22 protein-coding genes and 1 pseudogene are annotated in these 23,540 nt (G+C 71.2%); 15 read left to right on the top strand and 8 right to left on the bottom strand.

All coding sequences use genetic code 11. The annotated features are described in order from the left end of the window. Nucleotides 1-316 (bottom strand): transposase (locus AAHF99_RS21465; RefSeq protein ID WP_342166496.1); only part of this gene is annotated, 316 nt, incomplete at its 3' end. Between AAHF99_RS21465 and AAHF99_RS21470 the strand changes: the two are divergent. After that, nucleotides 315-752 (top strand): annotated as a pseudogene (locus tag AAHF99_RS21470) (sigma-70 family RNA polymerase sigma factor); the annotation flags it as partial. The gene AAHF99_RS21465 and the pseudogene AAHF99_RS21470 overlap by 2 nt on opposite strands. Before the next feature lie 9 nt (nucleotides 753-761). On the opposite strand, the gene AAHF99_RS21475 reads toward AAHF99_RS21470, so the two are convergent. From AAHF99_RS21475 to AAHF99_RS21485, 3 genes are read right to left on the bottom strand one after another with little or no spacing between them, the layout of a single operon-like run. Continuing rightward, complete coding sequence (locus tag AAHF99_RS21475) at nucleotides 762-2,165, bottom strand: MATE family efflux transporter (RefSeq protein ID WP_342166497.1); 1,404 nt, start codon at nucleotides 2,163-2,165, stop codon at nucleotides 762-764. Then, a complete protein-coding gene (locus tag AAHF99_RS21480) occupies nucleotides 2,162-3,493 on the bottom strand; it encodes a lysine N(6)-hydroxylase/L-ornithine N(5)-oxygenase family protein (protein WP_342166498.1) in 1,332 nt (443 codons plus the stop codon). Before AAHF99_RS21480 ends, AAHF99_RS21475 begins: the two co-directional genes overlap by 4 nt. Next, nucleotides 3,490-4,500: a GNAT family N-acetyltransferase gene (locus AAHF99_RS21485; RefSeq protein ID WP_342166499.1), complete on the bottom strand. Its 1,011-nt coding sequence runs from the start codon at nucleotides 4,498-4,500 to the stop codon at nucleotides 3,490-3,492. Before AAHF99_RS21485 ends, AAHF99_RS21480 begins: the two co-directional genes overlap by 4 nt. Before the next feature lie 153 nt (nucleotides 4,501-4,653). On the opposite strand from AAHF99_RS21485, the gene AAHF99_RS21490 reads away from it, so the two are divergent. Together AAHF99_RS21490 and AAHF99_RS21495 are read left to right on the top strand one after the other, a co-directional pair. Then, nucleotides 4,654-7,485: an amino acid adenylation domain-containing protein gene (locus AAHF99_RS21490; RefSeq protein WP_342166500.1), complete on the top strand. Its 2,832-nt coding sequence runs from the start codon at nucleotides 4,654-4,656 to the stop codon at nucleotides 7,483-7,485. Beyond that, nucleotides 7,482-8,267 carry a GNAT family N-acetyltransferase gene (locus AAHF99_RS21495; RefSeq protein WP_342166501.1) on the top strand — a complete coding sequence of 262 codons (786 nt, stop codon included), beginning with the start codon at nucleotides 7,482-7,484 and terminating at the stop codon, nucleotides 8,265-8,267. The genes AAHF99_RS21490 and AAHF99_RS21495 overlap by 4 nt, the downstream gene beginning before the upstream one ends. An 11-nt stretch (nucleotides 8,268-8,278) precedes the next feature. On the opposite strand, the gene AAHF99_RS21500 is transcribed toward AAHF99_RS21495, so the two are convergent. Beyond that, nucleotides 8,279-8,518 carry a hypothetical protein gene (locus AAHF99_RS21500; RefSeq protein WP_342166502.1) on the bottom strand — a complete coding sequence of 80 codons (240 nt, stop codon included), beginning with the start codon at nucleotides 8,516-8,518 and terminating at the stop codon, nucleotides 8,279-8,281. A gap of 461 nt (nucleotides 8,519-8,979) precedes the next feature. On the opposite strand from AAHF99_RS21500, the gene AAHF99_RS21505 reads away from it, so the two are divergent. From AAHF99_RS21505 to AAHF99_RS21545, 9 genes are all read left to right on the top strand, one after another. Continuing rightward, nucleotides 8,980-9,189: a hypothetical protein gene (locus AAHF99_RS21505; protein WP_342166503.1), complete on the top strand. Its 210-nt coding sequence runs from the start codon at nucleotides 8,980-8,982 to the stop codon at nucleotides 9,187-9,189. Nucleotides 9,190-9,483: 294 nt separating this feature from the next. Continuing rightward, nucleotides 9,484-10,719, top strand: a complete 1,236-nt coding sequence (locus tag AAHF99_RS21510) for an MFS transporter (protein ID WP_342166504.1) — start codon at nucleotides 9,484-9,486, stop codon at nucleotides 10,717-10,719. Between the two features lie 56 nt (nucleotides 10,720-10,775). Beyond that, a complete protein-coding gene (locus AAHF99_RS21515) occupies nucleotides 10,776-11,522 on the top strand; it encodes a GntR family transcriptional regulator (protein WP_342166505.1) in 747 nt (248 codons plus the stop codon). 79 nt (nucleotides 11,523-11,601) lie between these two features. Continuing rightward, nucleotides 11,602-12,831 carry an MFS transporter gene (locus tag AAHF99_RS21520; protein WP_342166506.1) on the top strand — a complete coding sequence of 410 codons (1,230 nt, stop codon included), beginning with the start codon at nucleotides 11,602-11,604 and terminating at the stop codon, nucleotides 12,829-12,831. Further along, nucleotides 12,828-13,718: an amidohydrolase family protein gene (locus tag AAHF99_RS21525; RefSeq protein WP_342166507.1), complete on the top strand. Its 891-nt coding sequence runs from the start codon at nucleotides 12,828-12,830 to the stop codon at nucleotides 13,716-13,718. Before AAHF99_RS21520 ends, AAHF99_RS21525 begins: the two co-directional genes overlap by 4 nt. A 15-nt stretch (nucleotides 13,719-13,733) precedes the next feature. After that, a complete protein-coding gene (locus tag AAHF99_RS21530; protein ID WP_342166508.1) occupies nucleotides 13,734-15,080 on the top strand; it encodes an MFS transporter in 1,347 nt (448 codons plus the stop codon). A gap of 122 nt (nucleotides 15,081-15,202) precedes the next feature. Beyond that, on the top strand, nucleotides 15,203-15,325 hold the full coding sequence (locus AAHF99_RS21535; RefSeq protein ID WP_342166509.1) for a hypothetical protein: 123 nt from the start codon (nucleotides 15,203-15,205) through the stop codon (nucleotides 15,323-15,325). A 97-nt stretch (nucleotides 15,326-15,422) separates the two neighbouring features. Then, a complete protein-coding gene (locus AAHF99_RS21540; RefSeq protein ID WP_342166510.1) occupies nucleotides 15,423-15,941 on the top strand; it encodes a hypothetical protein in 519 nt (172 codons plus the stop codon). Nucleotides 15,942-16,253: 312 nt separating this feature from the next. After that, nucleotides 16,254-17,933 (top strand): porin, encoded by a 1,680-nt coding sequence (locus tag AAHF99_RS21545; RefSeq protein ID WP_342166511.1) that lies wholly within the window; start codon nucleotides 16,254-16,256, stop codon nucleotides 17,931-17,933. A gap of 94 nt (nucleotides 17,934-18,027) precedes the next feature. Here AAHF99_RS21545 and AAHF99_RS21550 read toward each other — a convergent pair whose 3' ends face one another. Then, on the bottom strand, nucleotides 18,028-18,423 hold the full coding sequence (locus AAHF99_RS21550; RefSeq protein ID WP_342166512.1) for a SpoIIAA family protein: 396 nt from the start codon (nucleotides 18,421-18,423) through the stop codon (nucleotides 18,028-18,030). Nucleotides 18,424-18,470: 47 nt separating this feature from the next. Next, nucleotides 18,471-18,716 carry a hypothetical protein gene (locus AAHF99_RS21555; RefSeq protein WP_342166513.1) on the bottom strand — a complete coding sequence of 82 codons (246 nt, stop codon included), beginning with the start codon at nucleotides 18,714-18,716 and terminating at the stop codon, nucleotides 18,471-18,473. A 202-nt stretch (nucleotides 18,717-18,918) separates the two neighbouring features. Here AAHF99_RS21555 and AAHF99_RS21560 point away from each other — a divergent pair, with 202 nt between their 5' ends. Next, nucleotides 18,919-19,284 (top strand): c-type cytochrome, encoded by a 366-nt coding sequence (locus AAHF99_RS21560; protein WP_342166514.1) that lies wholly within the window; start codon nucleotides 18,919-18,921, stop codon nucleotides 19,282-19,284. A gap of 65 nt (nucleotides 19,285-19,349) precedes the next feature. Here AAHF99_RS21560 and AAHF99_RS21565 read toward each other — a convergent pair whose 3' ends face one another. Continuing rightward, complete coding sequence (locus tag AAHF99_RS21565; protein ID WP_412759927.1) at nucleotides 19,350-21,038, bottom strand: methyl-accepting chemotaxis protein; 1,689 nt, start codon at nucleotides 21,036-21,038, stop codon at nucleotides 19,350-19,352. A gap of 171 nt (nucleotides 21,039-21,209) precedes the next feature. Between AAHF99_RS21565 and AAHF99_RS21570 the strand changes: the two genes are divergently transcribed. Both AAHF99_RS21570 and AAHF99_RS21575 read left to right on the top strand, forming a co-directional pair. Continuing rightward, nucleotides 21,210-22,475, top strand: a complete 1,266-nt coding sequence (locus AAHF99_RS21570) for an MFS transporter (protein WP_342166516.1) — start codon at nucleotides 21,210-21,212, stop codon at nucleotides 22,473-22,475. 53 nt (nucleotides 22,476-22,528) lie between these two features. After that, nucleotides 22,529-23,431, top strand: coding sequence for a LysR family transcriptional regulator (locus AAHF99_RS21575; RefSeq protein WP_342166517.1), 903 nt, complete (start codon nucleotides 22,529-22,531; stop codon nucleotides 23,429-23,431). The last annotated feature ends 109 nt before the right edge of the window (nucleotides 23,432-23,540 follow it).

The following is a 23,540-nucleotide window of genomic DNA, read 5'->3' on the forward strand; positions in this document are numbered from 1 at the left end:
TCCCCGTCAGTGCCGCGCGGTCGGAGGTTCGAGGCCGACCGCCCTTCGGCTTGGCCCGTTCAGGCGGCAGCAGCGGTGCGATCTCGGCCCACAGGCCATCGGGAAGGAGCGGTCTCGCCATCTTCACCCAACGCGCCAAACCCGGTTTTGTTAGAGTCTCTAAATCATCGACGCTCATGCCGATAGCAATAACAATACTTTCGTCTTCGATATTCCCGCAGATTTTAATAAATCCAATTAGAAAACATCCTGATTGTTGGTCAGGTCTTGCTTGTGTAAGCCCCTCGGACTGGGTCGATCTTGTGAGAAAACTCATGGCCTCCCGAACCCTGTCGGGCAGCGATCGGGGGGCGGCGCTCGCGCGAAGCTGCGCCGCCCATCTGCACAGGGCGCGGCGCATCCTGGATTGCCCCGCGCTGGCCGAGGACGTCGTGCAGGACGTGATGCTGCGGCTCATCGCCGAGCCGCCGGAGGGCATCGCGGGCGAGCCGGACGCCTATGTCGGGCGGATGGTCCGCAACCTCGCCCTCGACCGGGCGCGGCGGCGGGGCTTCGAGCGGCGGCTGTTCTGCCCTCTCGATCTCGCGCCGGACACGGCTGACGGTGTCACCGGAACGCCGGAGGCGACGACGGCCACGCGGGACGCCCTGCGCCGGGTCGAGACGGCCGTGGCGGCCCTGCCGGAGCCGATGCGCACCGCCTTCCGCCTGCACCGGGTCGAGGGCGTCCCGCAGATCGAGATCGCCCGGCGGCTCGGCGTCTCACGGGCCCTGGTATGCGGCCTCGTGCGGCGCGGGCATCAGCAGTGCCTTGCGGCCCTCGATCCGCGCTGCGCCGGCTGCCCGGCGCGCGCCCGCCGCCCACGCCAGGAGGAGGACGAGGCCGAGCCCGTCGGCGAGGTATTCGGCCACGACGCGGCTCACGAGCACGCCCTCGTAGCCGAGGAGCGGCGGCAGGATCAGCAGCGGCGGGATCAGCGCCAGCCCCTGCGCCGCCAGTGAGACGGCGGCGGCCCGGCGCGGGGCGCCGATGGCCTGGAACAGGGCGGCGGCGGTGAGCTGCAGCCCGATGGGCAGGAAGGCGAGGGCGAAGACCGACACGGCCTCGATGCCCGCCCGCACCGTCTCGGCCTCCTGCGCGAACAGCCCGACCAAGGGGGCGGCGAGGGCGATCATCAGGCCCCCCGCCGCGAGGCCGTAGACCAGGGACGCGGCGACGGTGAAGCCCAGCGCCCGGCGCAGCCTGTGCGGCAAGCCCGCCCCCGCCGCGTGGCCGAACACGACCTGCGCGCCGGCCACGAGGCCGAGGAGGGGCAAGGCCGCCACGAGGGTCAGGCGCAGGGCGATCCCCTGGGCCGCCACCGCCGCCGCGCCGTAGGGGGCCGCCGCCTCCACGAAGAGCGCCATCGCGAAGGCCGCGAGCAGGCTCGACCCCGTGACCGGGACGGCGAGGCGCAGGGCTTCGCCGAGGAGGCCCGGCCCGCCCCGGCGCGGCGAGACCAGCCGCAGGGCGCCCCGCCCGCGGGCGAAGACCCACAGATAGGCGAGGGCGGCCGCCACCTGCGCCCCGACGATGGCCCAGCCGGCGCCCAGGGTCCCGAGGCCGCAGAAGCGGATCAGCACCGCGTCGAGGACGATGTTGAGGCCGAACCCGCCGACCATGATCGCTCCGCTGAGGCGGGCATGGCCCTGCGCCCGCACCACGAAGCCGCCGACGATCATCACGAGCATCAGCCCGGTGCCGACCGTCGCCAGCGCCGTGTAGGGCGCGGCGGCGGCGGCCAGCGCCTCATCCGCCCCGAGGAGCCGGAGCCACGCGGGGGTGTCGAGGAGGATCGCGACGGTCACGGCCAAGCCGGCCGGCAGGGCCAGCCAGAAACCGAGGGCCGCCGCCGCGCCCGCCCGGTTGCCGTCCCCCGCCCCGAGGGCCCGCGAGACCTGCGAGGCCGCCGCGATCCCCGCGCCGTAGCCGAGGGCGGCCACGAGGAGCGTCACCGGGTAGGCGATGGCGATGGTGGCGATGGCCGTCGCCCCGAGGTCGGCCACGAACCACGCATTGACCACCATCTGGAGGGCGTGCGCCGAGATACCGAGGATCGCCGGCCCCGCGAGGCGAAGGATCAGGACGGCGACCCGCGCGTCGTCGAGGGCGAGCGGCCGGCTCATCGCTGCATCGCCGCCGGCCGGATGGCGGAGCGGGCGGCCTGCTCCTCGCCGAGGATCGTGCGCGCGATGGCACCCGCCCGCACCGGCAGGATCGAGAGCAGGGTCTCGGTCAGCCCGTGGGTCGGCTCGCTGAAGCCCTGGAGATGCAGGCTCACCCGCGAATCGGCCTGGACGAGGGGCAACCGGTACTGCCGGTCGACGGTCTCGCCCGCCAGGAAGGGGCGCAGCGGATCGAGGATCGCGGGCACGGTCGCGCGCCGGTAGCCGGTGGCGCAGATCACCGCCGCGTAAGTCTGGTGATCGAGCGCCCCCGTCAGGCGATCCCGCAGGGTCGCGTGAAGGCCCCCGTCCGTCGCGTCGAGGGCCGTCACCTCGGTCGAGCGCCGCAGGCGGAAGCGCGTCACGCCGCTCACCGTCTGCTCGTAGAGGGTGGCGTAGAAGGACTGGATCAGGTCGGCATCGACCACCGCGTAATTGGTGGCCCGGTGGGCGGCGATCAGGTCCGCGCGCAGCGGAGCCGGGGCGTCGTGAACCGTGTCGACGGCGGCCGGGTCGAAGATCTCGTTCACGAAGGGGCTGTCGTCGGCGGGCTTGAGCGCCGGGCCGCGGATGGCGAGGTCGATCAGGGCGCGGGGATAGCGCGCGCCGAGATCGGTGGCGATCTCCACGGCGCTCTGCCCGCCGCCGACCACGAGGATCCGCGCGTCCGGCCCGTCGAGGCGCGGCTCCCCGAGCGCCTGCGCGATTCCCGGCAGGTACCACGAGGAATGGATCAGCCGCCGGTCGCGGGCATGGGCCGCGAAGGGCTCGGGGATCGACGGATCGCCCCCCGCCGCCACGACGAGATGGCGGCAGCGCCTGAGCCGGTGCGCGCCGGTCCCGTCCCGCGCCTCCACGACGAAGGCCGCGAGGCGTCCGTCCCGGATCTCCGGCCGCACCGCCTCGACCGCCTCGCCATAGGAGACGGCCTCCGCGAAGTGCTCCGCCGCCCAGGTGAGGTAGTCGTTGTATTCGATCCGCGAGGGCGTGAACGTCTTGAGGTTCAGGAAGGTGCTCAGCCGGCCCTTCACATGCAGGTAGTTGAGGAAGCTGAAGGGGCTCGTCGGATCGCGCAGGGACACGAGGTCCTTCACGAAGCTGATCTGCATGTCCGCGCCGGGCAGCATCATCGCCCGGTGCCAGCCGAAGCGCGCCTGCCGCTCGATGAAGCGGAAGGAGGGCCGCAGGGACGAGCCCGCGAGCGCGTCCCTCAGGGCGATGGCGAGCGACAGGTTGGCCGGGCCGAAGCCGATGCCGAGGATGTCGTCGGTGGTGGGCTGGTCGGTCATGCGCACGCTTCCTCGGATGGGTCCTCGACCGGGACGGCGGGCGGGCGCGGCGCCGCGTCGGCGGCGGCCGCCCCCGGCACCCACAGCCGGTCGCGGACGAAATGCTCGCGCGACAGGGCCACCAGGGCCGCGCGCTTGTGGGGGAAGTCGATGGTCGCCACCGTGCCGAAGCCGGAGGCGTGCAGGTTGCGGATCTGCTGGGCGTGGTCGGCGCGCGGCTCGCCGACGATGCGCGCCGTGCGCGGCTCGTCGAGGAACAGGTAGTGCATCAGCGAGGGCAGCCAGGCCGAGAGGTAGGGGCGCCCCCGCACCGCCGGGTCGCCGATGGCGACGTGCCAGCCGCGATCGTAGGGCCCGGATTCGTAGAGTGGGCCGAGGCGGCTCTCCCGCGCCCAGTACAGTTCGAAATAGCCGAAGGGCTGCCCGTCGAGGCAGCCGAACAGGGGCAGGGTGGCCGGATCGGCCTGCAGGCGGGCGATCAGGGCCGCATGTGCGGCGAGGCTCCCGCTCTCCTCCCAGATCGCGGCGACGCGGGGGTCGTTCATCCAGCCGGAGAACAGGGCGATGTCGCCGGGCTCCGTCAGGGTGCGGAAGGTCAGCGTCCGGCCGAGCCAGGGGATCGCGCGGGCATAGACGATGCCGGAGGGCGTCTCCGGCCGCAGGGGATGCCGCCGCCCGGCGGTGACGGTGAACAATTCGGGGAAGGCCGGGCGGGCCTGGGGCAGCCAGCGCCCGGCGCATTGCCAGAGCAGGCCCGGCAGGATCTCCACGCCGTCGCGGACCCGGCGGGCCGCGCCGAGGGCACAGAGCCGCGCGCCGATGGCCGGGTCCGCCTCCACGAGGATGCGCTGCGCACGGGTGTCGGCGGCGGTCAGGCGCTCGGCGCCCGCGAGGATCGCCTCGACCGCCTCGGGCGACGGCGCGCCGGAATATCGCACGACCGGAATGTCCCGGCTGCCGGCCCATGCGAGCCCGGCCGGCTCGTCTCCTGTGTCGGGTCTCGCCACGTCCGTCATCCGTTTCCCGTGTGTCCTCGGCACCTCCCTGACGGATGGACCCCGCCCCGGTTCAGCAGATTTTTTCGGACGGCGGCGGCGTGAACACCGCGTGCCGTCATTCGTCTGGTCTGTCGGAGCCCCCTGGGGCACGGGAGAGGATGCATGACCGGGCAGGACCACGATCCATCGGTGGCGGAATGGATGGCGGGGCCTCTCGTGGTCGCGTTCGACGGGGCCGGGCACGGGGCCTTCTGGCCCGCCGGCCGCCCCCTGCCTGCGGGCTGGCGGCAGGCGCACGGCCCGTGCGGGCTCGCGGCGGCGCGGGACTGGATCGATGCCCATGCCCCCGTCCCCGAGGGCGACCGGCCGCTCCCGCTCGATGCGGATCGGGAGAGCGTGCCGGAACGGCTCGCTCGTCTCGCGACGGAGGATCCGGGGCGCCCGGCCGTGATCTTCGGCGCGGAGACGCTCAGCCGCGAGGGGCTGGATCGCCACGCCGCCGCCCTCGCGGCGGGGCTTGTCCGACGGGGGATCGGGCGCGGGCACCTCGTGGCGGTGGCCCTCGACCGCTCGCCGCTTCTCATCGCCGCGTTGCTCGGAATCCTGCGCGCGGGCGCCGCTTTCCTGCCCCTCGATCCCGCCTATCCCCCAGCCCGCGTGCGGATGATGCTGGAGGATGCGGGGATCGGCGAGTGCATCGCGACCGAAGCCATCGCCGCCCGCCTCGACCTGCCAGCGGGGGTGACGCGGCTCGATCCCGCAGCCCTCGCGGAGGCCGACCCGGCCGGTGCCCCCGCACGGATGCCGGAGCCGGGGGACCCCGCTTATCTCATCTACACCTCGGGCTCGTCGGGGCGGCCGAAGGGCGTGCTCGTCGCGCACGGGCCGCTCGCCATGCATTGCCGCACGACGGCGGCGGCCTACGAGATGGATGCGGAGTCGCGCGAACTCCACGTCCTGTCCTTCGCCTTCGACGGGGCGCACGAGCGCTGGATGACGCCCCTCGTCGCCGGCGGATGCATCGTCCTCCGGGGGCCCGACCTCTGGACCGCCGCCGAGACCCTGGCGCAGATCCGCCGCCACCGCGTCACCCATGCCGGCTTCCCGACGAGCTTCATCGGGCAGGTGGCGGATTGGGCCGAGCGCCTGGGCGAGGCGCCGCCGGTCGCGGTCTATTCCTTCGGCGGCGAGGCCATGGCGCGCGAGACCTTCGCCCGCCTCGGCCGGGCCCTGAAGCCACGCCTGCTCATCAACGGCTACGGCCCGACCGAATGCGTGATCTCCCCGCTGATCTGGAAGGTGCCGCCGGGGACGACCTTCCCGGAGCCCTACGCGCCCATCGGCGGGCCGGTGGGGGCCCGCGCGGTCTACGTGCTCGGGCCGGACCTGGAGCCCGTGCCGGAGGGGGAGACCGGCGAACTCTTCATCGCCGGGGGGCTCGCCGAGGGCTATTGGCGCCGCCCGGCCCTCACGGCGGAGCGCTTCCTGCCGAACCCGTTCCCCGCGGGCGGGCGGATGTACCGGACGGGCGACCGCGTGAGGCGGCGCCCGGATGGCAGCCTCGCCTTCGCCGGCCGGGCGGACGATCAGGTGAAGATCCGCGGCCACCGCATCGAGATCGGCGAGGTCGAGGCCGCCCTGCGCGGCCTCCCCGGCGTGGCGGAGGCCGTCGTGCTGCACCGGAGCGGCGTCGGCGGCGCGGTCCTGGCGGGCTACGTCGTGCCGGCGCCGGGGCAGCATCTGGAGGCCGGGCGCCTGCGGATGGCCCTCGGCCGCCTCCTGCCCGAGCCGATGGTGCCGTCGAGCCTGACGCTCCTCGACGGGATGCCGGTGACGGCCAACGGCAAGCTCGACAGGGCCGCGCTGCCCGACCCCGCCGACGATAGGGCAGGGCGGCCACCCTCCGGTGCCACGGAGCAGCGTCTCGCCCGGATCTGCTCCGAGGTGCTGGGCTTCCCGGTGCGCGTCGCGGACCGGCGCTTCTTCGACCTCGGCGGCGATTCCCTCTCGGCCCTGCGGCTCGTGGGACGTCTGCGCCTCATGGCGCCACAGGGCGGGATCGGCATCGCCGACCTGCTGCGCAACCCAACGCTCGCCGAACTGGCCCAGCGGATCGAGGCCGGCTCGGCCACGGAGGAGGGCGGCCCGGCCGCCACGGTACGGCTCGCCGCCGGGCGGCCGGGGAGCCCGCGACCGCTCCTCGTGCTGTTTCCCGGCCTGCTGGTCAGCACCCGCGAGTACGAGCCGCTGGTCGCGGCGCTGGGGCCGGATCAGGAGGCCCATGGGTTCCTCTGCGCGTCCCTGGTCGAGGAGGTCCGCCCTCTGCCGCCAGTCGCCGACCTCGCCCGCGCCTATGCGGACAGGGTCCGCGACCTGATGCGGGGCCGCTCCGGCGCCTGCGTGTTCCTGGGGTGGTCCTGGGGCGGTGTCCTCGCCTACGAGACCGCCCGGCAACTCGGGCCCGGCTTTCCCCTGGATTACGTCGGGATGCTCGATGCCTGCGGCCTCGAACCCACCTTCGCCCCTGGCGCGGGCCATCCGCTCCCACCGGACGAGCGCGCCGCCCACGAGGCGATGCTCGCGGCCTGGCTCGACCGCTCGCCCATGCGCGCCGACTGGGAGGCGTTGCGCGCGCGGATAGATGCGGAGGCGCGGGCGCAGTTCCTCCGCTTCATGGCGAGTGAGCCGCAACCCCTGCCCGCCGACGGCCCCGAGGTCGGCAGCCGGGAGCGCATCCTCTGGACGCTGGTCGATCACGCCCTGCAGTTCCGCGCCCTGCGGCTGGAGCCGGGGTCTGTCCCGATCCGCAGCTTCGTGGCGGAGGCATCGCTCGCCCACCGCCTCCCGGTGATCGACTGGGCGCCGACAACGTCGCGCCTCCTTTCCGTCGAGACCGTGCCGGAGACAGACCATCTCGACATCGTGCTCTCCCCCGCCCTCCACGCCCGGATCGCCGCCCTGACGGAGCCGGCGCCGTCGTGGAGCGCCGCGTGAGCCTGGAGATCGCCTGCGATCCGACCTTCGAGACCCTGCTCCAGGCGCATGTCGCGGCGCTGACCGGCTCCCTCCTCGACGGCGCGGCGCGGGGGCCCGATGGGGCGGGCTTCGTCTGGTCGCGGGCCATCCCGGACCCGACCCTGAACTTCGCCTACGGCATCCGCACGCCTGCGCAATTCTCCTGGGCGGGCGCGGCCTCCCTTGGGCGCGGCCGGCCGCCGGCCTTCCTCGCCAGGGACGAAGCCGAGCACGACCGGTTGCGCGCGCTGTTCACCCCTGCGGCGACGTTTCCGGCGAGCTGGATGGTGGCCCGGCCCCCGCCCGTGCCGACGCGGGCCGCCGATCCCGCCGCGCTCACGCTCTCGCCCCGGGTGGATGCGGCCTTCGAGGAGGTCTTCGCGCAGTCCTTCGACGACGGGGCGGTGCGCAAGCACCTGCGCCGGACCTACCTGCCGGCCCTGCGAAGGGCCAAGCCGAGCCCCGGCCTCGCGCTGTGGCACATGATCCTCAAGGACGCGGCGGGGCCGGCGGCCTGCGCCACCCTCGCCCTGCGCGACGGCGCGGCCGGGCTCTATAATGTCAGCACCCGCATCGACCGGCAGAATCGCGGTCTCGGCGCCGCCCTCGTCCACGCCGCCTTACGCGAGGCGAGGGCGCGCGGCGCGGCGTTCGTGTTCCTGCAATGCCCGGCGGGAGGGCCGGTCGAGGCGCTCTACGCCCGAGCGGGGTTCCGCACGCTCTACCGGCCGAGCCTGCTCTGCACGAGCCTGACGGAGTAGGGGACTCGCCGCTACCAGCGGCGGCTCAGGGCGATGCCCGTCACGCCGGTTCCGGGGGGCGTCGCGTCGCGGCGGGCGAGGACGACGCCACACCCGGCCAGGGCGACGCGCAGGTCTTCGGCGCAATCCTCGGCCTCCGCGAGCGTCAGCAATTCGCCGCGCCGATACGAGGCACCGGACGCCGCCACGGCGACCACCGCGAACCGGCCGTCGACGCAATCGACGATGCTGTACGTGACCACGCGCGCCATGCACCCCTCATGTTGGCGTCCGAGACTTCTCAAACGCCACCGCGCGAGGGATCGATCCGCCGATCGCGCGGCCAAACCGTTCGCGGGCCTTCTCCGGAGCCTGGTATCCGTCGCTGACGTGATCTGGGTCAGTGGCGGACACACCGTGGCGCGCGGCCCATGCCGTGCCCTTGGGTATTTGTATGAGGAATGAACAGCGCGCTCGAAAATGGCCCTGGCTTCGACTGACACTTTACGCGGCACGGGCGGAACGCCACCGGGGCGTCGCTGAAGACATCAGACAAGTACGCAGCGATTACAGTCCCTACAGGCTTGTCGTGCTCCAATCGGGTTTGCTTCGATCGTTTTGGTCACGCCCAAGTCACAGGGGCCTGAACAGCGAGATTATCGCTTGAAGTTCGGGGCTTGACCTAGCATGACTGGAGTTGTCCTCTTCGCAACCATCGTCGGCACTCGAGCATATGGCCCGCCGCGCATCCTATCGGATCATCGAACACCCCGAGGGACGGTTCACCATCACGGTGACGCTGGCCGGCGGCGGCACGCATGCGCGCGAAGGGCTCACCACACCGGCGCAGGTCGAAGAGGCTCTGTCTCTCCTTCGCGATCTGATGACGGCCTGCGGCGCTTATCTCGTCGAGGAGCCCACGCTCGGCCTCGCGGCGGAATAAGTTGGGTTTGCAAGAGCCGACACTTCCATCGAAAACCGACTCTAGTTCCATAATCTTTCTTATGCGAATACTTTTAGGGGATGTGGAGAGTTCTGACGAAGACCCGATAAGCGCGAAAAACGAGTCGTCCGACGGTCCTCGTCATTCTCCATAGACCCGCCCCGAATGCAGGGCAGCCCTGCCGCGACGATCGCCGGCCCCTCGCCATGTAGGTACGGACACGCCGGGGCTGATAGGCCCGGTGTCGCTTCCATTCCGTGTGCCTGCTGATCCGCAGGGAGTTGATCCCGACCGATGACCCTTGTCGCGCTTCCAGAGACCACGCCCCTCGACACCGAGGTCGCGGCGGCGGCCGCGCCGCCCGTGGCCGCGCCCGGCCGCAACCCGACCTTAGTCCTCGCCGCCCTGGCGATGGGCGGCTTCGCCATCGGCACGACCGAGTTCGCGGCCATGAGCCTGCTGCCGGCCTTTGCGCCCGATCTCGGCCTCGATGCCCCGACGGCGGGGCACGTGATCAGCGCCTACGCACTGGGCGTCGTCGTCGGCGCCCCCGTCATCGCCGTGCTGGCGGCGAAGATCGCCCGGCGCACGCTGCTCATCGGCCTGATGGTGCTGTTCGCCCTCGGCAACGGGCTCTCGGCCCTCGCCCCGAGCTACGGCTGGATGCTGGCGTTCCGCTTCCTCGCGGGCCTGCCGCACGGCGCCTATTTCGGCGTCGCCGCCCTGGTCGCCGCCTCGCTGGTGCCGAGGGAGCGGCGCTCGCAGGCGGTCTCGCGGGTCATTCTGGGGCTGACCATCGCTACGGTGGTCGGCGTGCCGCTCGCCAACGGCATCGGCCAGGTCGTGGGCTGGCGCTGGAGCTTCGGCCTCGTGGCTCTGCTCGCGCTCCTCACTGCCGTGCTCGTGCGCGCCTTCGCGCCCCTCGGCGCCCCGGCGGCGGGGGCGAGCCCCCTGCGCGAACTCGGCGCGCTCAAGCGCGGGCAGGTCTGGCTGACGCTGGCCACCGGCGCCATCGGCTTCGGCGGCCTGTTCTCGGTCTACACCTATCTGGCCTCGACCCTGCTGGCGGTGACGCACGCCCCTCCCCTCGCGATTCCCGCCGTGCTGGCGGTGTTCGGCCTCGGCATGACGGCCGGCAACCTGATCTGCGCCTGGGCGGCCGACCGCGCACAGATGCCGGCGGCCGGGGCGACCCTGGTCTGGAGCGCGGCGGCCCTCGCGCTTTATCCGTGGGCCTCGGCGAGCCTGTGGACGCTGACGCCCACGGTGTTCCTGATCGGCTGCGGCTGTGGCCTCGCGACGATCCTGCAGACCCGCCTGATGGACGTAGCCGAGGACGCGCAGACGCTGGCCGCCGCGCTCAACCATTCCGCGTTCAACGTTGCGAACGCCCTCGGCCCGTGGCTCGCCGGTCTGGCCCTCGCGGCCAAATTCGGCCTTCCCAGCACGGGATGGGTCGGCGTGGCGCTGGCCCTCGGCGGTCTCGCGATCTGGGCGGTCTCCTACCGCCTGGACCGCGCCCGCCCGTAGACGTCACGCCCACGGCCACGTTGGCGAAGGGACGCGAAGGTCATACAGTCATACACATGACCGGGAACGCCACCCTTCCATCCGATCTGCGCCTGCCGCTCTACCAACGGCTGCGCGACGAGATCGCCCACAAGATCGCCCGCAACGTCTGGCGCACGGGCGAGCCGATCCCGACGGAGGCCGAGTTGGCGGCGACGCATCGTGTCGCCATCGGCACCGTGCGGAAGGCCATCGACAGCCTCGTCGCCGACGGCCTTGTGGAGCGACAGCAGGGCCGGGGGACCTTCGTCCGCCGGCCTCGCTTCGACCGCTCCCTCTTCCGCTTCTTCCGCCATCTCGATTCCGAGGGCGCGCAGGCCGTGCCGGAGGGCCGCATCCGCGACCGCCGGCGCTGCCGTGCCCCCGACGCCGTGCGTCGGGCGCTGGAACTGGAGGCCGGCGCCGAGGCACTGAGCCTCCTGCGCACGCGGCTCATCGGCGGGCGCCCGGTCCTGTCCGAGGAGATCTGGCTGCCGGCCGCGCGCTTCGCGCCCCTGCTGACGGCCCCGCTGACGGAGATCGGCGACCTCCTCTACCCCGCCTACGAGGCGATCTGCGGCGAGATCGTCGCCCGCGCGGAGGAGACCCTGACGGTGGGCTCCGCGACCGCCGCCGATGGCGATGGCGATCTCCTCGGCCTCGACGAGGGCGCCCCGGTGGTGCTCATCGAGCGCCTTGCCTTCGGTTTTGACAACCGCCCCATCGAATGGCGTCTGACGCGGGGACCGGCGGCGGGCTTCCGGTACCACGTCGACATCCGCTGAGGGTCTTGACGACCGGTTCGCCACGCGGTCATATATTCATATAAATGACTAGTCCTCTCAAGGGGACGGAGGAAAGCCCTTGTTCCGCTGGTACCGCGAGATCGGTCCGGCCGAGCGTCGTACCTTCTGGTCCTGTTTGGGCGGATGGTCTCTCGACGCCCTGGACGTGCAGATGTTCAGCCTCGCGATCCCCGCCCTGATCGCGACCTTCGGCTTGAGCCGCACGGATGCCGGCCTGATCGGCGCCGTCACCCTCGTCGCGGCGGCGCTGGGCGGATGGATCGGTGGCGTGCTCGCCGACCGGATCGGGCGCGTCCGGGCGCTTCAGGTCACGATCCTGTGGTTCGCGGTCTCGACCTTCCTCGCCGCGTTCTCCCAGAGCTTCGCGCAGTTGCTGGTCCTCAAGGCGGTGCAGGGGCTGGGCTTCGGCGCCGAATGGGCGGCCGGCGCCGTGCTGATGGCGGAGGCGATCCGCCCCGCCCATCGCGGCCGGGCCCTCGGCGCCGTCCAGTCCGGCTGGGCGCTCGGCTGGGGCGCGGCGCTGCTCCTCTCAACCGCCGCCTTCTCGGCCCTGGGGCCGGAGGCGGCGTGGCGGGTGCTGTTCGCCTGCGGGCTCGCCCCGGCCCTGCTCGTCCTCGTGATCCGCCGCACCGTGCCGGAGCCGCCGCGCCCGCGCGAGGCCGTCCCGGCGCGGACGGGGCCGCTGGCAATCTTCTCCCCCGCCATGCGCCGGGCCACGGTGACGGGCACGCTCCTCGGCCTCGGCGCCCATGGCGGCTTCCACGCCCTGTTCACGTGGCTGCCGACCTATCTCAGCGCCGAGCGCGGGGCGTCGGTGCTGGGCACCGGCCTCTATCTCGCGAACATCATCGTCTCCTTCGGCCTCGGCTGCCTCGTCGCGGGCGGGCTGGTGGACCGCCTCGGGCGGCGTCGGACGGTGGCCCTCTACGCTGTCGGCTGCATGGGGCTGGTGGTGCTCTATCTGCTCGTGCCGGTGAGCGGCACGGCGCTGCTGCTGTTGGGCGCGCCCCTGGGCTTCTGCACCGCCGGCATCCCGGCGAGCCTCGCCGCCCTGTTCAGCGAGCTCTTCCCCACCGGCCTGCGCGGTACGGGGATGGGCTTTTGCTACAATGCCGGGCGCCTCGCCTCGGCCCTGCTGCCCCTCGGCGTCGGCCTCCTGAGCGAGATCCTCGGCCTCGGCCCCGCCATCGGCGTGTCGGCCCTGTCGGCCTACGGGCTGGTGCTCCTCGCCGTCGCGCTCCTGCCCGACGCCCCCTCCTCTCCCCTGACGCCAGAGACGATCCGATGAACCGGCGCTCCTTCTGCCGAGACCTGCTTGCCGGGGGCCTCGCCCTCGCCCTGCCCGCGCGGGCCCGCGCCGCGGATCCCGTCCGGATCGACACCCACGCCCACGTCTTCACCCGCGACCTGACCCTCGCGGGCGAGCGCCGCTACGCCCCCGACTACGACGCGAGCATCGCCGATTACCTCGCCATGCTCGACCGCAACGGCATGACGAACGGCGTGCTGATCCAGCCGAGCTTCCTCGGCACGGATAACAGTTACATGGTCTCGGCCCTGAAGCGGGAGCCGAAGCGGCTGCGCGGCATCGCCGTGCTGGCCCCGGAGGCCGAGGACACCACGATGCGCGACCTCGCCGGCTCCGGCGTGGTGGGCCTGCGCCTCAACCTCATCGGCAAGCCCGATCCCGCTTTGGCGAGCCCGGTCTGGCAGGCCCATCTGGCCCGGGTGAAGGCGCTGGGCTGGCAGATCGAGGTCCAGGCCGAGGCGCGCCGGCTCCAGGCTTTGCTGCCGCCCCTCGTCGAGGCCGGCGTGCCGGTGGTGGTCGATCATTTCGGCCGCATCGACCCTGCCCTCGGCACGGACGATCCCGGTTTCGCGCAACTCCTCGCCTTCGGCGCCGGGCAGCGCGTCTGGGTGAAGCTGTCCGGCGCCTACCGGATCGGCAAGGGCGAGGACGGGGCGCGCCATGCGAGCGCGGCGGCCGCTCGCCTGCGCGAGGCCTTCGGCGTGCAGCGCCTCGTCTGGGGTAGCGACTGGCCGCACACGCAATTCGAGACGGTGGCGAGCCCGGCAAGAGCGCTCTCCGACCTCGCGCTCTGGATTCCCGATGCGGCGGAGCGGGCCATCGTGCTCGGCCGCACGCCCGCGCAGCTCTTCCGCTTCGACGCCTGACCCGAGGAGACCACCATGGCCGCGTTGACCACGCCCGAGGAGGCGTTCGAGAGCCGGACGATGCGCAAGGTCGGGCTTCGCCTGATCCCGTTCCTCGTGCTCTGCTACTTCATCGCCTATGTCGACCGGGTGAATGTCGGCTTCGCCGCGCTCACCATGAACCGCGACCTCGGCCTCTCCACGGCGGCCTTCGGCCTCGGCGGCGGGCTGTTCTTCGTGGCCTACGTGCTGTTCGAGGTGCCGAGCAACCTCGCCATGGAGCGGGTCGGCGCGCGGATCTGGATCGCGCGGATCATGATCACCTGGGGGCTCGTCGGCATCGGCTCGGCCTTCGTCACCGGGCCGGTGAGCTTCGCGGTCGCCCGCTTCCTCCTCGGCGCCGCCGAGGCCGGCTTCTTCCCCGGCGTGATCCTCTACCTGACCTACTGGTTCCCCAAGGCCTACCGGGCGCGCATCGTGGCGATGTTCATGGTGGCGATCCCGCTGTCGAGCTTCTTCGGCTCGCCCCTGTCGGCGGCCCTGCTCACCCTCGACGGCACCGCCGGCCTGCGCGGCTGGCAATGGCTCCTGATCCTGGAGGCGGTCCCGGCGGTGCTGCTCGGCCTCGGCGCCCTGGCGCTGCTGCCGAGCCGGCCGGCGAGCGCCACCTTCCTCACACAGGAGGAGCGCGACTGGCTGACGACCCGGTTGGACACGGAGCGCCGCTCCGCCGAGGCGGCGTCGCCCCATGCCGCGCACGGGTTCGGGGCGGTGCGGGCCGTCCTCGCCAGCCGTCAGGTCTGGCTGCTCGCCGTGATCTATGCAGGCAGCTCCGCGACCAGCAATACGCTGTCGCTCTGGATGCCGCAGATTCTGAAGGGCTTCGGTCTCAGCAACCTCGAGACCGGGTTGCTGAACATGATCCCGTTCGGCATCGCCTCGGCCTTCATGATCTTCTGGGGCCTGCGCGCCGACCGGAGCGGCGAGCGGATCTGGAGCACCGCCCTGCCCCTGGCGCTGACCTCGCTCAGCTTCGCCCTGACGCTGCTGACGGGCTCGCTCTGGGTGACGCTGGTGCTGCTCTCCCTGGTGCTGCTCGGCAATTACGCCATCAAGGGACCGTTCTTCGCCCTGGCCACCGAGACTTTGCCGCCGGCCCAGGTCGCGGCCGGAATCGCGGCGATCAACACGCTGGCGCATCTCGGGACCGGCGCGATCACCTCGCTGATCGGCGTCCTCCGGGAGCAGACCGGGAGCTTCCCCATCGCCCTCCTGCCCCTCTGTGCCCTCACCGGCCTCGGCTGCGCCCTCGTCTTCTGGATCGGGCGCCATCGCGGGCCGGAGCGGGGGCTCCGCGTGGCCGCACCCGCCGCGCGGGGGTGACGGCGGGCGGTTGTGGCCGCAGGGCGACACTGGTCGCGGACCGCTTGTGGATGACGCCGTTTGCCTCCGAATGATCAAGGTTCGGGCGCGAGGCTGAACAGATCACAGCCGATGCCACCGCCATGCTCGCTTTCTCCCAGTCCTTCGTCCACCGGCACCGCGAAGAGGTCGCCGTGCTCGTCTCCTCGGCCACCTTCCTCGTGGGCGCCTTGAGTCTCGTGTGGCTCGTCACCCTCCGGATCTGACGCGCCGCGGCCGCTGAGGCCGGGCTACCTCTCGCGCGGGGCGCGGGCTAGACGGTCGTGCCTTTCCCACCGTGGGTGCACGATGCGTCGATTACTTTTGATCAGCCTCCTCGCCGCTTTGGTGGCGGTCGGCGTGCTGGCCTATCAATTGGTGGGACGCGGCGGACGCGTCCCGGAGACTGCCAAGGAGCAGGCTGCCGGCAATCCGGTGCGCTCCATCCCGCTTCGCCCCCGCGAGGGAACGACCCCCCTCCCCGCCCCGTCCGCCAGCGGCGCGGCGGCGTCGCCCGATGTGCTGGGGGAGGTGTCCCGCACCCTCGACGACCTGCGCACGCGCGACACGACCGAGGGGGCCCCCGGCCCGACCCTGACGTTGGCCCAGGTCGAGGCCCTGAAGGCGCAGGCGGAACGCCGGCATGTCCGCCCGGTCACGCGGATGACGTTCCCGCTCGATCCCGGCACCGTCGTCCCGGCGCAGGTGTACCTGCACCCGATGCCGCCCGAATTGTCCGGGCTCGGACAGGCGAGCGATCCCCTCGGCTTCATCCAGGTCGGCGACCGGTTCGTCCTCGTCGGGACGGTCTCGCGGCGCATCATGGCGGTCGCGAAGGGCTGACCGGCCCGGACCTCCGGTGTTCCACCGTGGTGAGCGGCGCCGGAGATACTGTTTCCCAAATGTAATCGACGTGTTTCTCAACGATTTCCAATAGTGAAAAAGTGTCGTGCAAGCAACACCCTGGGCGTGTTGCAATGTTTCAGATAGAAACACATTGCAGACTCAGGCCAGATTATGATTTGAGTAGGATATAGGGCCGCCGCAAAAGGAAGGCCCAGTAAGACCCGTCGATCAGACGCGGGTCCTCAATAAGCGATCAAAGCCGCACGAACAGGCAAGTCGCATTCTGGTCTCGAAGCTTTGGGGTCTATAATGAAACTCTTGAAGAGCTCTCTGCTCGGGTCGGCTGCGGCGCTCGCCGCCGTCGGCGCCGTGCAGGCCGCCGACCTGCCGGTCAAGAAGGCGGTCCCGATCGAATTCGTGCGCGTCTGCTCGGCCTACGGCGCCGGCTTCTTCTACATTCCCGGCACCGATACTTGCCTCCGTCTCTCGGGCCGTGCCCGCTTCGAGTACGGCTACCAGGCTCCCCTCGGCCGCGGCCAGGGCAACGGTGATTACAGCGGCTACCGCGGTCTCGCCCGCATCAACCTCGATGCCCGCACCCAGACCGGCTACGGCACCCTGCGCGCCTTCCTGCGCATCGAGGCCGCCAGCCGCACCGGCATTCCGACCGTGCATTCCGGCACCCAGATCCGTATCGGCAACGCCTTCCCGGGCACCGGCATCGATCAGTACGGTCGTGTCGAGCAGTACTTCAACACCGACAAGGCCTTCGTGCAGTTCGCCGGCCTGACCGCCGGTCGCGCGTCCTCGTTCTTCGACTTCTACGCCCATGACTTCGAGTTCGTCGGCGGCACGTCGGGTTCGGACGTCTCGTCCACGAACCTGCTGGCCTACACCGCCACGATCGGCAACGGCTTCTCCGCTACCCTGTCGATGGAAGATCCGAGCTTCCGCCGTACCCCGATCTACTCGCCGACCTCGGCCCTCGCCGCCACGGTGGGCAGCACCTCCACCGCCATCTTCGGTCAGGCCAACTCGCTGATCCCGGTCGTCCTCGGCGTCAACGCCGCCGGCCAGCCCATCGGCTTCGGCTTCACCGACGGCATCCAGCGCAACCGCATGCCCGACTTCGTCGGCGTGCTGCGCTACGACCAGCCCTGGGGCTCGGCGCAGATCTCCGCCGCCGTCCATGAGCTGAACACCGGCAACGTCATCACCCAGGGCGGCTTCCTCGGCTTCAACAGCGCCGGTCAGGCCCTCACCGCCACCAACGCCGTCGCCCCGAGCACACACAGCGAGTACGGCTGGGCCGTGCAGGGCGGCCTGAAGATCAACGCCCCGTTCATCGCGCCGGGCGACGTCTTCTACCTCCAGGGCGCCTATGCCGAGGGCGCGCAGATGTACACCGGCAACGGCTCGTACAGCGGCTCCTACGCGATCAACCCGACCTCGATCCAGGGCGCGTCGTTCAACCAGAACTTCTCCGACGCGACGGTCAACCCGTTCACCAACCAGCTCCAGCTCTCCACGAGCTTCTCGGTGGTCGGTTCGTTCCTGCACTACTGGGCCCCCGAGTGGCGCTCGGCGGTGTTCGCGTCCTACGGTGAGAACACCTTCGCCAACGGCGCCCGCGCCGCCCAGGGCGCCTACTTCGGCTTCGTCCCCGGCGCCGGCGGCACCAATGCCGGCAGCACCGTCATCTCCACGCTGGGGGTCGGCACGCCCGGTACGCGGTTCTACAACCTCAACGGCAACCTGCGCGACACGTACATGCTCTATGCCGGCGCGAACCTGATCTGGTCGCCAGTGAAGGACCTCGATATCGGTGTCGAGGGCATCTACGCGCAGTACGGTGTCCAGAACGGCCGGGTGCTCGACACCCAGAAGTTCAGCTACACCGCCGCCCAGGTGAACTCGGGTATCCCGGTGAAGACCATCACCAGCACCGACGTCTTCCAGGCGCGCTTCCGCGTCCAGCGCGACTTCTGATCACCAATTGCGATCGGGGTTCTCCAAAGTCCCGATCGTGATGTCCCCGTGCAAAAGGGATTGAGACTGCCCGGCCCCCGTGCCGGGCATTTTTTTACGTGTGGCCCGCCTCGGCGAGATAGGCCCAGGCCGACGCCTCGTCCTCGAGGTCGAAGGTCTTCGTCTCCACCGGCAGGACCAGCCCGGAGAGCTTGATCATCGCCTCCGCGAAGGCCGGTGCGCCGACGACGACGTAGTGCCGGATATGGGCGACCGAGCGCGCCTTCACGCTGTTGGCGTAGCCGTCGAACTTCGCGCCGAAATCCGAACCTTCGTAGTTCGACATGATGAGGAGCATGTCGATCTTGTCGTGCGTCTGCATGGCCCGATCCGTCACCGCCGACATCCATTCGATGTCCGCCTTGGTGATCGTGTCCTTGATCTCGAAGGCCACGAGGTCGGGACGCGGCGCGTCCCGCTGGATGACCGAGCCGTCCGGTGCTGCGTTCATGTCTCTCTCCCAGTCACGACCGTCGTGGTCCCGCGCCTGCGCCGGAATCAGCCCTCGGCGCGCAGGCTGCGGATGAACTTCCGGGCGATCTCCCGCACGGCCTCGTCGTCGCGCGCCTCGCCCTCGGACTTGTCCCAGAGATGCCCGAGGCTCCCGTCGAGTTCGTCCAGCAGCTCCGGGTGGCGCTGCGCGAGGAAGCGGATCGTGCCGAAGAGCAGATGCTCCACGGCCATCTCGCGCCGACGGGCATCGGCGACCTGATCTAGGGGGGCGGGCGAAGGCTGATCTGTCATCAGCCCCCAACGGGATTCGCCGGGGTTGGTTCGATCACGGCGCGACATGCGACGTTTTGGGAAAGGCGGGGCGGCCGGACGGGATTAAGCACGGCGAGCGCCCGTTCACTCCTCGGCACGCACACCGTCTCGTCGCCTCTGTCACTCACCGCTGTCGGCCGGCGAGGAGGGGTGTGGCCCATCAACAAACACGAGGAAAACGATGCGTTCACTTGCGTTCGGCGCCATCCTGGTCGCCCTCACCGGCCTGTCGGCCCACGCCCAGGACGCCGGCGATGTCGCGGCCGGTGAGAAGGCGTTCGCGCCCTGCAAGGCGTGCCACAACTTCCAGAAGAATGGCGTCGGCCCGGACCTGAAGGGCGTCGTCGGCCGCAAGGCGGGCACCTACGAGGGCTACAACTACTCGGCCGCCCTCAAGAACTCGGGCCTGACCTGGGACGAGGCCAACCTGCGCGAGTGGCTGAAGAACCCGAAGGCCAAGGTGCCTGGCAACAAGATGATCTTCCAGGGCATCGCGGACGACAAGAAGCTGACGGACCTGATCGCCTACCTCAAGTCCCAGTCGTAACGGCGCCTGCGCGTCCGACGACCGAGGCGGGTGGCCATCGCGACCCGCCTCGGTCGGTTTGCGCCTCAGGCCGCCCGCACCGAGGCCAGGAACCGGCCCATCTCGCCGGCCAACTCCTCCGATTGGCGCGAGAGGGCGGAGGCCGCCCCGAGCACTTGGCTCGCCGCCGCGCCGGTATGTTCCGCCGCGCTCGCAACGCCGGCGATGTTGCCGGTCACTTCGCCCGTGCCGGCGGCGGCTTGGGTCACGTTGCGCACGATCTCCTGCGTGGCCGCGCCCTGCTGCTCCACGGCGGCGGCGATCGAGGTCGAGGTCGCGCTGATGTCGCGGATCCGCTGGGTGATGCTGGCGATGGCCGCCACCGCTTGGCCCGTCGAGCCCTGGATCCGCCCGATCTGAACCGAGATGTCCTGCGTCGCCCGCGCCGTCTGCCCGGCGAGTTCCTTCACCTCGGCGGCGACGACGGCGAAGCCCTTGCCCGCCTCCCCGGCCCGCGCCGCCTCGATGGTGGCGTTGAGCGCGAGCAGGTTGGTCTGGCCGGCGATGGAGGAGATCAGCCCCACCACGTCGCCGATCCGCTCGACGGTCTCGCTCAGTTCGTGGACCAGCACGCCGGTCCGGTCGGCATCGGTCACGGCTTGGCGCGCGATGGTCGCGGAGCCATCGACCTGCCGGCCGATCTCCTGGACGGAGGAGCCCAGTTCCTCGGCCGCCGCCGCGACGGTGTTCACATTGCTCGCGGCCACCTCGGCCGCCGAGGCCACGGCCGAGGATTGCGCGGCGGTCTCGGCGGCGGTGCCGCTCATCGCGCCCGCCGTCTGCTGCAATTCCGTGGCGGAGGCCGAGACCGTCGCGATGATCCCGCCCATCGCGGATTCGAAGCGGTCGGCCAGTTGGCGCATGCCGATCTTGCGCTGTTCCTCGGCGGCGAGACGCGCCTGCGCCGTCTCCTCCTCCAGATGGCGCATCCTGATGAGCCCGTCCTTGAAGACCCGGATCGCCTCGGCGATCGCGCCGATCTCGGTGGTGGGGCGGTAGGCGGGAATGCGCGCATCGAGGTCGCCCGCCGCCAGGGCGGTCATGGGGCGCACCACCGAGGCGATGCCCCGGCCGATCCCGCGCACGATCAGGATGGCGAGTCCGGCGCAGACGAGGAGGCCGCAGGCCAGCACGCCGAAGACCACCTGCCGCACCTGGGCATACTCCTCGTCCGACTGGACGCGCGACGCCTCCGCCCCCCGGACGTTGAGCGTCACGAGGTCCTGGATCGCCTGAGTCGCGGCGATCTGCAATTCGTTCAGCTTGCCGCCGAGGGTGTCGATGGCCTGGGCCTGTTCGCCGTCGCGGGCGAGCGCCATCACCGGCTCGACCTCGCGGTGATAGGCCGTCCAGGCCGCCTTGAGCTTCTCGAAGGCCTGCCGCTCCTCCGCCGAAGCGACGAGGCCGTCGTACTGGCCGATCAGCTTCTGGATCTTCACGCCGAGATTGCCGACCAGCGCATCCATCTTCAGCCGCGTGCCCATGCCGTCGGCCGTGACCTGCCGGAAGCTGGCGATGGTGTAGCGGGCGAGCGTCGCGTTGATCTCGCCGGCCTTCTGCTCGCTCGGCAGCCAGTTCGTGTTCACCCGCACGAGCTGCGCGTTGATGGACGCGGTCGCCGTGAGGGCGACGCAGCCCATACCCAGCAGGAGCAGGGCGACGACGCTGAATGCAGCGATCAACTGCGTGCGAATGGAGAAGCGTTGCATACGCAAAGGTATCCTGACGACCTCCGCACGATGCGGGGTCGGTTCTGGCGTTCCACAGCGTCGTACAAATAGATTAAAGACTGATCACAACTTCGGGACCGCATGAACAGAAGCGCTGTCTCGGACGCCACGGCAAGCACTGCCGGTTCGGCGACGGGGCGATGGAGAAACCTGCCGATGCGCCGAGGGCCGCCGAGTCTGCAATCGTCGCGCTGGCGGCTCGGCCTGTTCACGCTCCTCTACCTCTATCAGGGGCTGGTCGCGGGCTTCGCCCTGACGGCGCTGGCGAACCATTTCGCGGCGGCCGGCGCCTCCACGGCGGAGGTCGGCCGCCATCTCGCCCTCGTCGGCCTCCCCTGGGTGCTGCAGCCGCTGCTCTGGGGGCCGGTGATCGACCGCGCCACGCACCATCGCATCGGGCCGCGCCGCTTCTGGCTCGTGCTGTCGCTCGCCGTCGCGCAGGTCTGCCTCGCGGGCCTCCTCCTCCTTGGGGCGGAGCCGGGGCTCACGGCGGTGAGCGCCGCGCTGTTCCTGCACAGCCTCGCCGCCTCCCTCGCCGACACCGCCACCGACCGCATGATCGCCGGCACCGTGCCGGCCGACGAACTGGGACGTACCAGCGCGGGCACGCGCGCGGGCTTCGTGATCGGCAGCGCGGCCGGCGCCGCGATCTTCGCGTGGCTTCTCACGAACGTCGGCTTTCCCGGCGCGGCCGGGGCGCTCCTCGCCCTGACCCTGCCGCTGGCCCTGATGCCGATCCTCGTGCGCGAGAATCCGGACGACCGGCTCCTGTCGCTGCGCCGGGACGCGCCCGCGCCGGGACCGAAGCGGGGGCGGCTCGCTGAGTCCTTTCGCTTCGCGCGCGGGCTCCTCGCGTCGTTCCGGGGGCGCGACGCGGCGATCCTGCTGGCGATGTGCTTCGCCATCGATTTCGGGCTGGCGCTGTTCCAAGTGCCGTTCGCCGTCGCCCTGGTGCAGGTCCATGGCTGGAACGCGGACGACCTTTCCCGCCTCCAGGCCGGGCTGGCGCTGCTCGGCGGGACGATCGGCGCGGCGGGCCTCGGCGCCGCCGTCGACCGCATCGGGCCGCACCGGGCCCTGCGCGGCCTCCTCGTCGCCTGCGCGGTGGCGTTCGGGGGCGCGGGTGCGCTGATCGGGGCCGGATGGGAGCCCGTGGCGGGGCCCGTCATCCTGGGGCTCGCCAGCGTCGTGCCGGCCCTCCTCTATGTCGCGCTGCTGCCGACGGTGCTGCTGGCGAGCCGCACGGGACAGGCCTCGGCGACGCAGTTCCAGGTCTACATGGCGGCGATGAACTTCGGCGACGTGGCCGGCTCGGCGCTGGCGGGACCGTTCGCGGCCGTGGTCGGCTCGACCCTCACCGCGGGCGCCGTCGCGGCCCTGTTCCTTGCCTGCGCCGTCCGTGGCGTCCCCGCGCGCACGTAGACGCCAAACCCCGTCTGTGGTCTCATCCATTCGCGTTTCATCTGGCTTGGGTCATGGAGCTTCGGCATCTCCGGTATTTCACGGCCGTGGCGGATCATCTGAGCTTCACGGCGGCCGCCAACGCGCTGGGCGTCTCCCAGCCGCCCCTCAGCCAGCAAATCCGCGATCTCGAACTCGAAATCGGCGTGAATCTGTTCGAGCGGACGAGCCGGCGGGTGGCCCTGACGGCGGCGGGGGAGGATTTCCTGCGCAATGCCAGGGCGATCCTCGTCCAAGCGGCCGACGCCGTGGACCGGGCGCGCACCATCGGCACCGGCACCGCCGGCATCCTCAACATCGGCATGACGAGTTCGGTGCTGGTCGGCCCCCTCGGCTCCCTGATCCGCGCCTTCGAGGAGCGCCACCGGGGCGTCGACGTGCGCATCCACGAGATGTCGCCGGGCGATCAGATCGCGGCGTTGAAGGCGCACCGCACCGACCTCAGCTTCCTGCGCAGCCCGCCGGACGACCCCGACCTGACCGGCGAGGTCGCGTGGCGGGAAGGGCTCTGCGTCGCCCTGCCGGTGGGGCATCCCCGTGCCTCGGGGCGCAGCGTGCCGGTGGAGATCTTCCGCACCGAGCGGCTGATCTCCCTGCGCCTCGACAGCTCGCGCTTCGCGGAGGAGATCCACCGGGCCTGCGTCGCGCGGGGCTTCACCCCGGTCATCTCGCAGCAGGTGCGCGAGGCCTCGTCGCTCGTCAGCCTCGTCGCCGCCGGGTTCGGGCTCGCGATCATCCCGGAATTCGTCGGGCGCCTGAACCATCCCGGTGTCGTCGTCCTGCCCTTCGATCCGCCGTTCCTGTCGGCGGATGTCCACGCCCTGCACCATCGGCGGAAAAGCCCGGTGGTGGACACCTTCCTCACGCTGCTCCGCGCGGAGGCCGCAGGCCTGGCCACGCGCTTCCAGGGCGGATGACCCTTCCGCCAAACCTATCAATCGAGCCGAACAACATATTGGACGATGGCTCGGTGGCCGACTTATCATCGTTCGGGACGGGGGATCACGCCATGGTCCCCCGCCGTCC

This window comes from Methylobacterium litchii (assembly GCF_038442315.1).
GTDB lineage: Bacteria > Pseudomonadota > Alphaproteobacteria > Rhizobiales > Beijerinckiaceae > Methylobacterium > Methylobacterium litchii.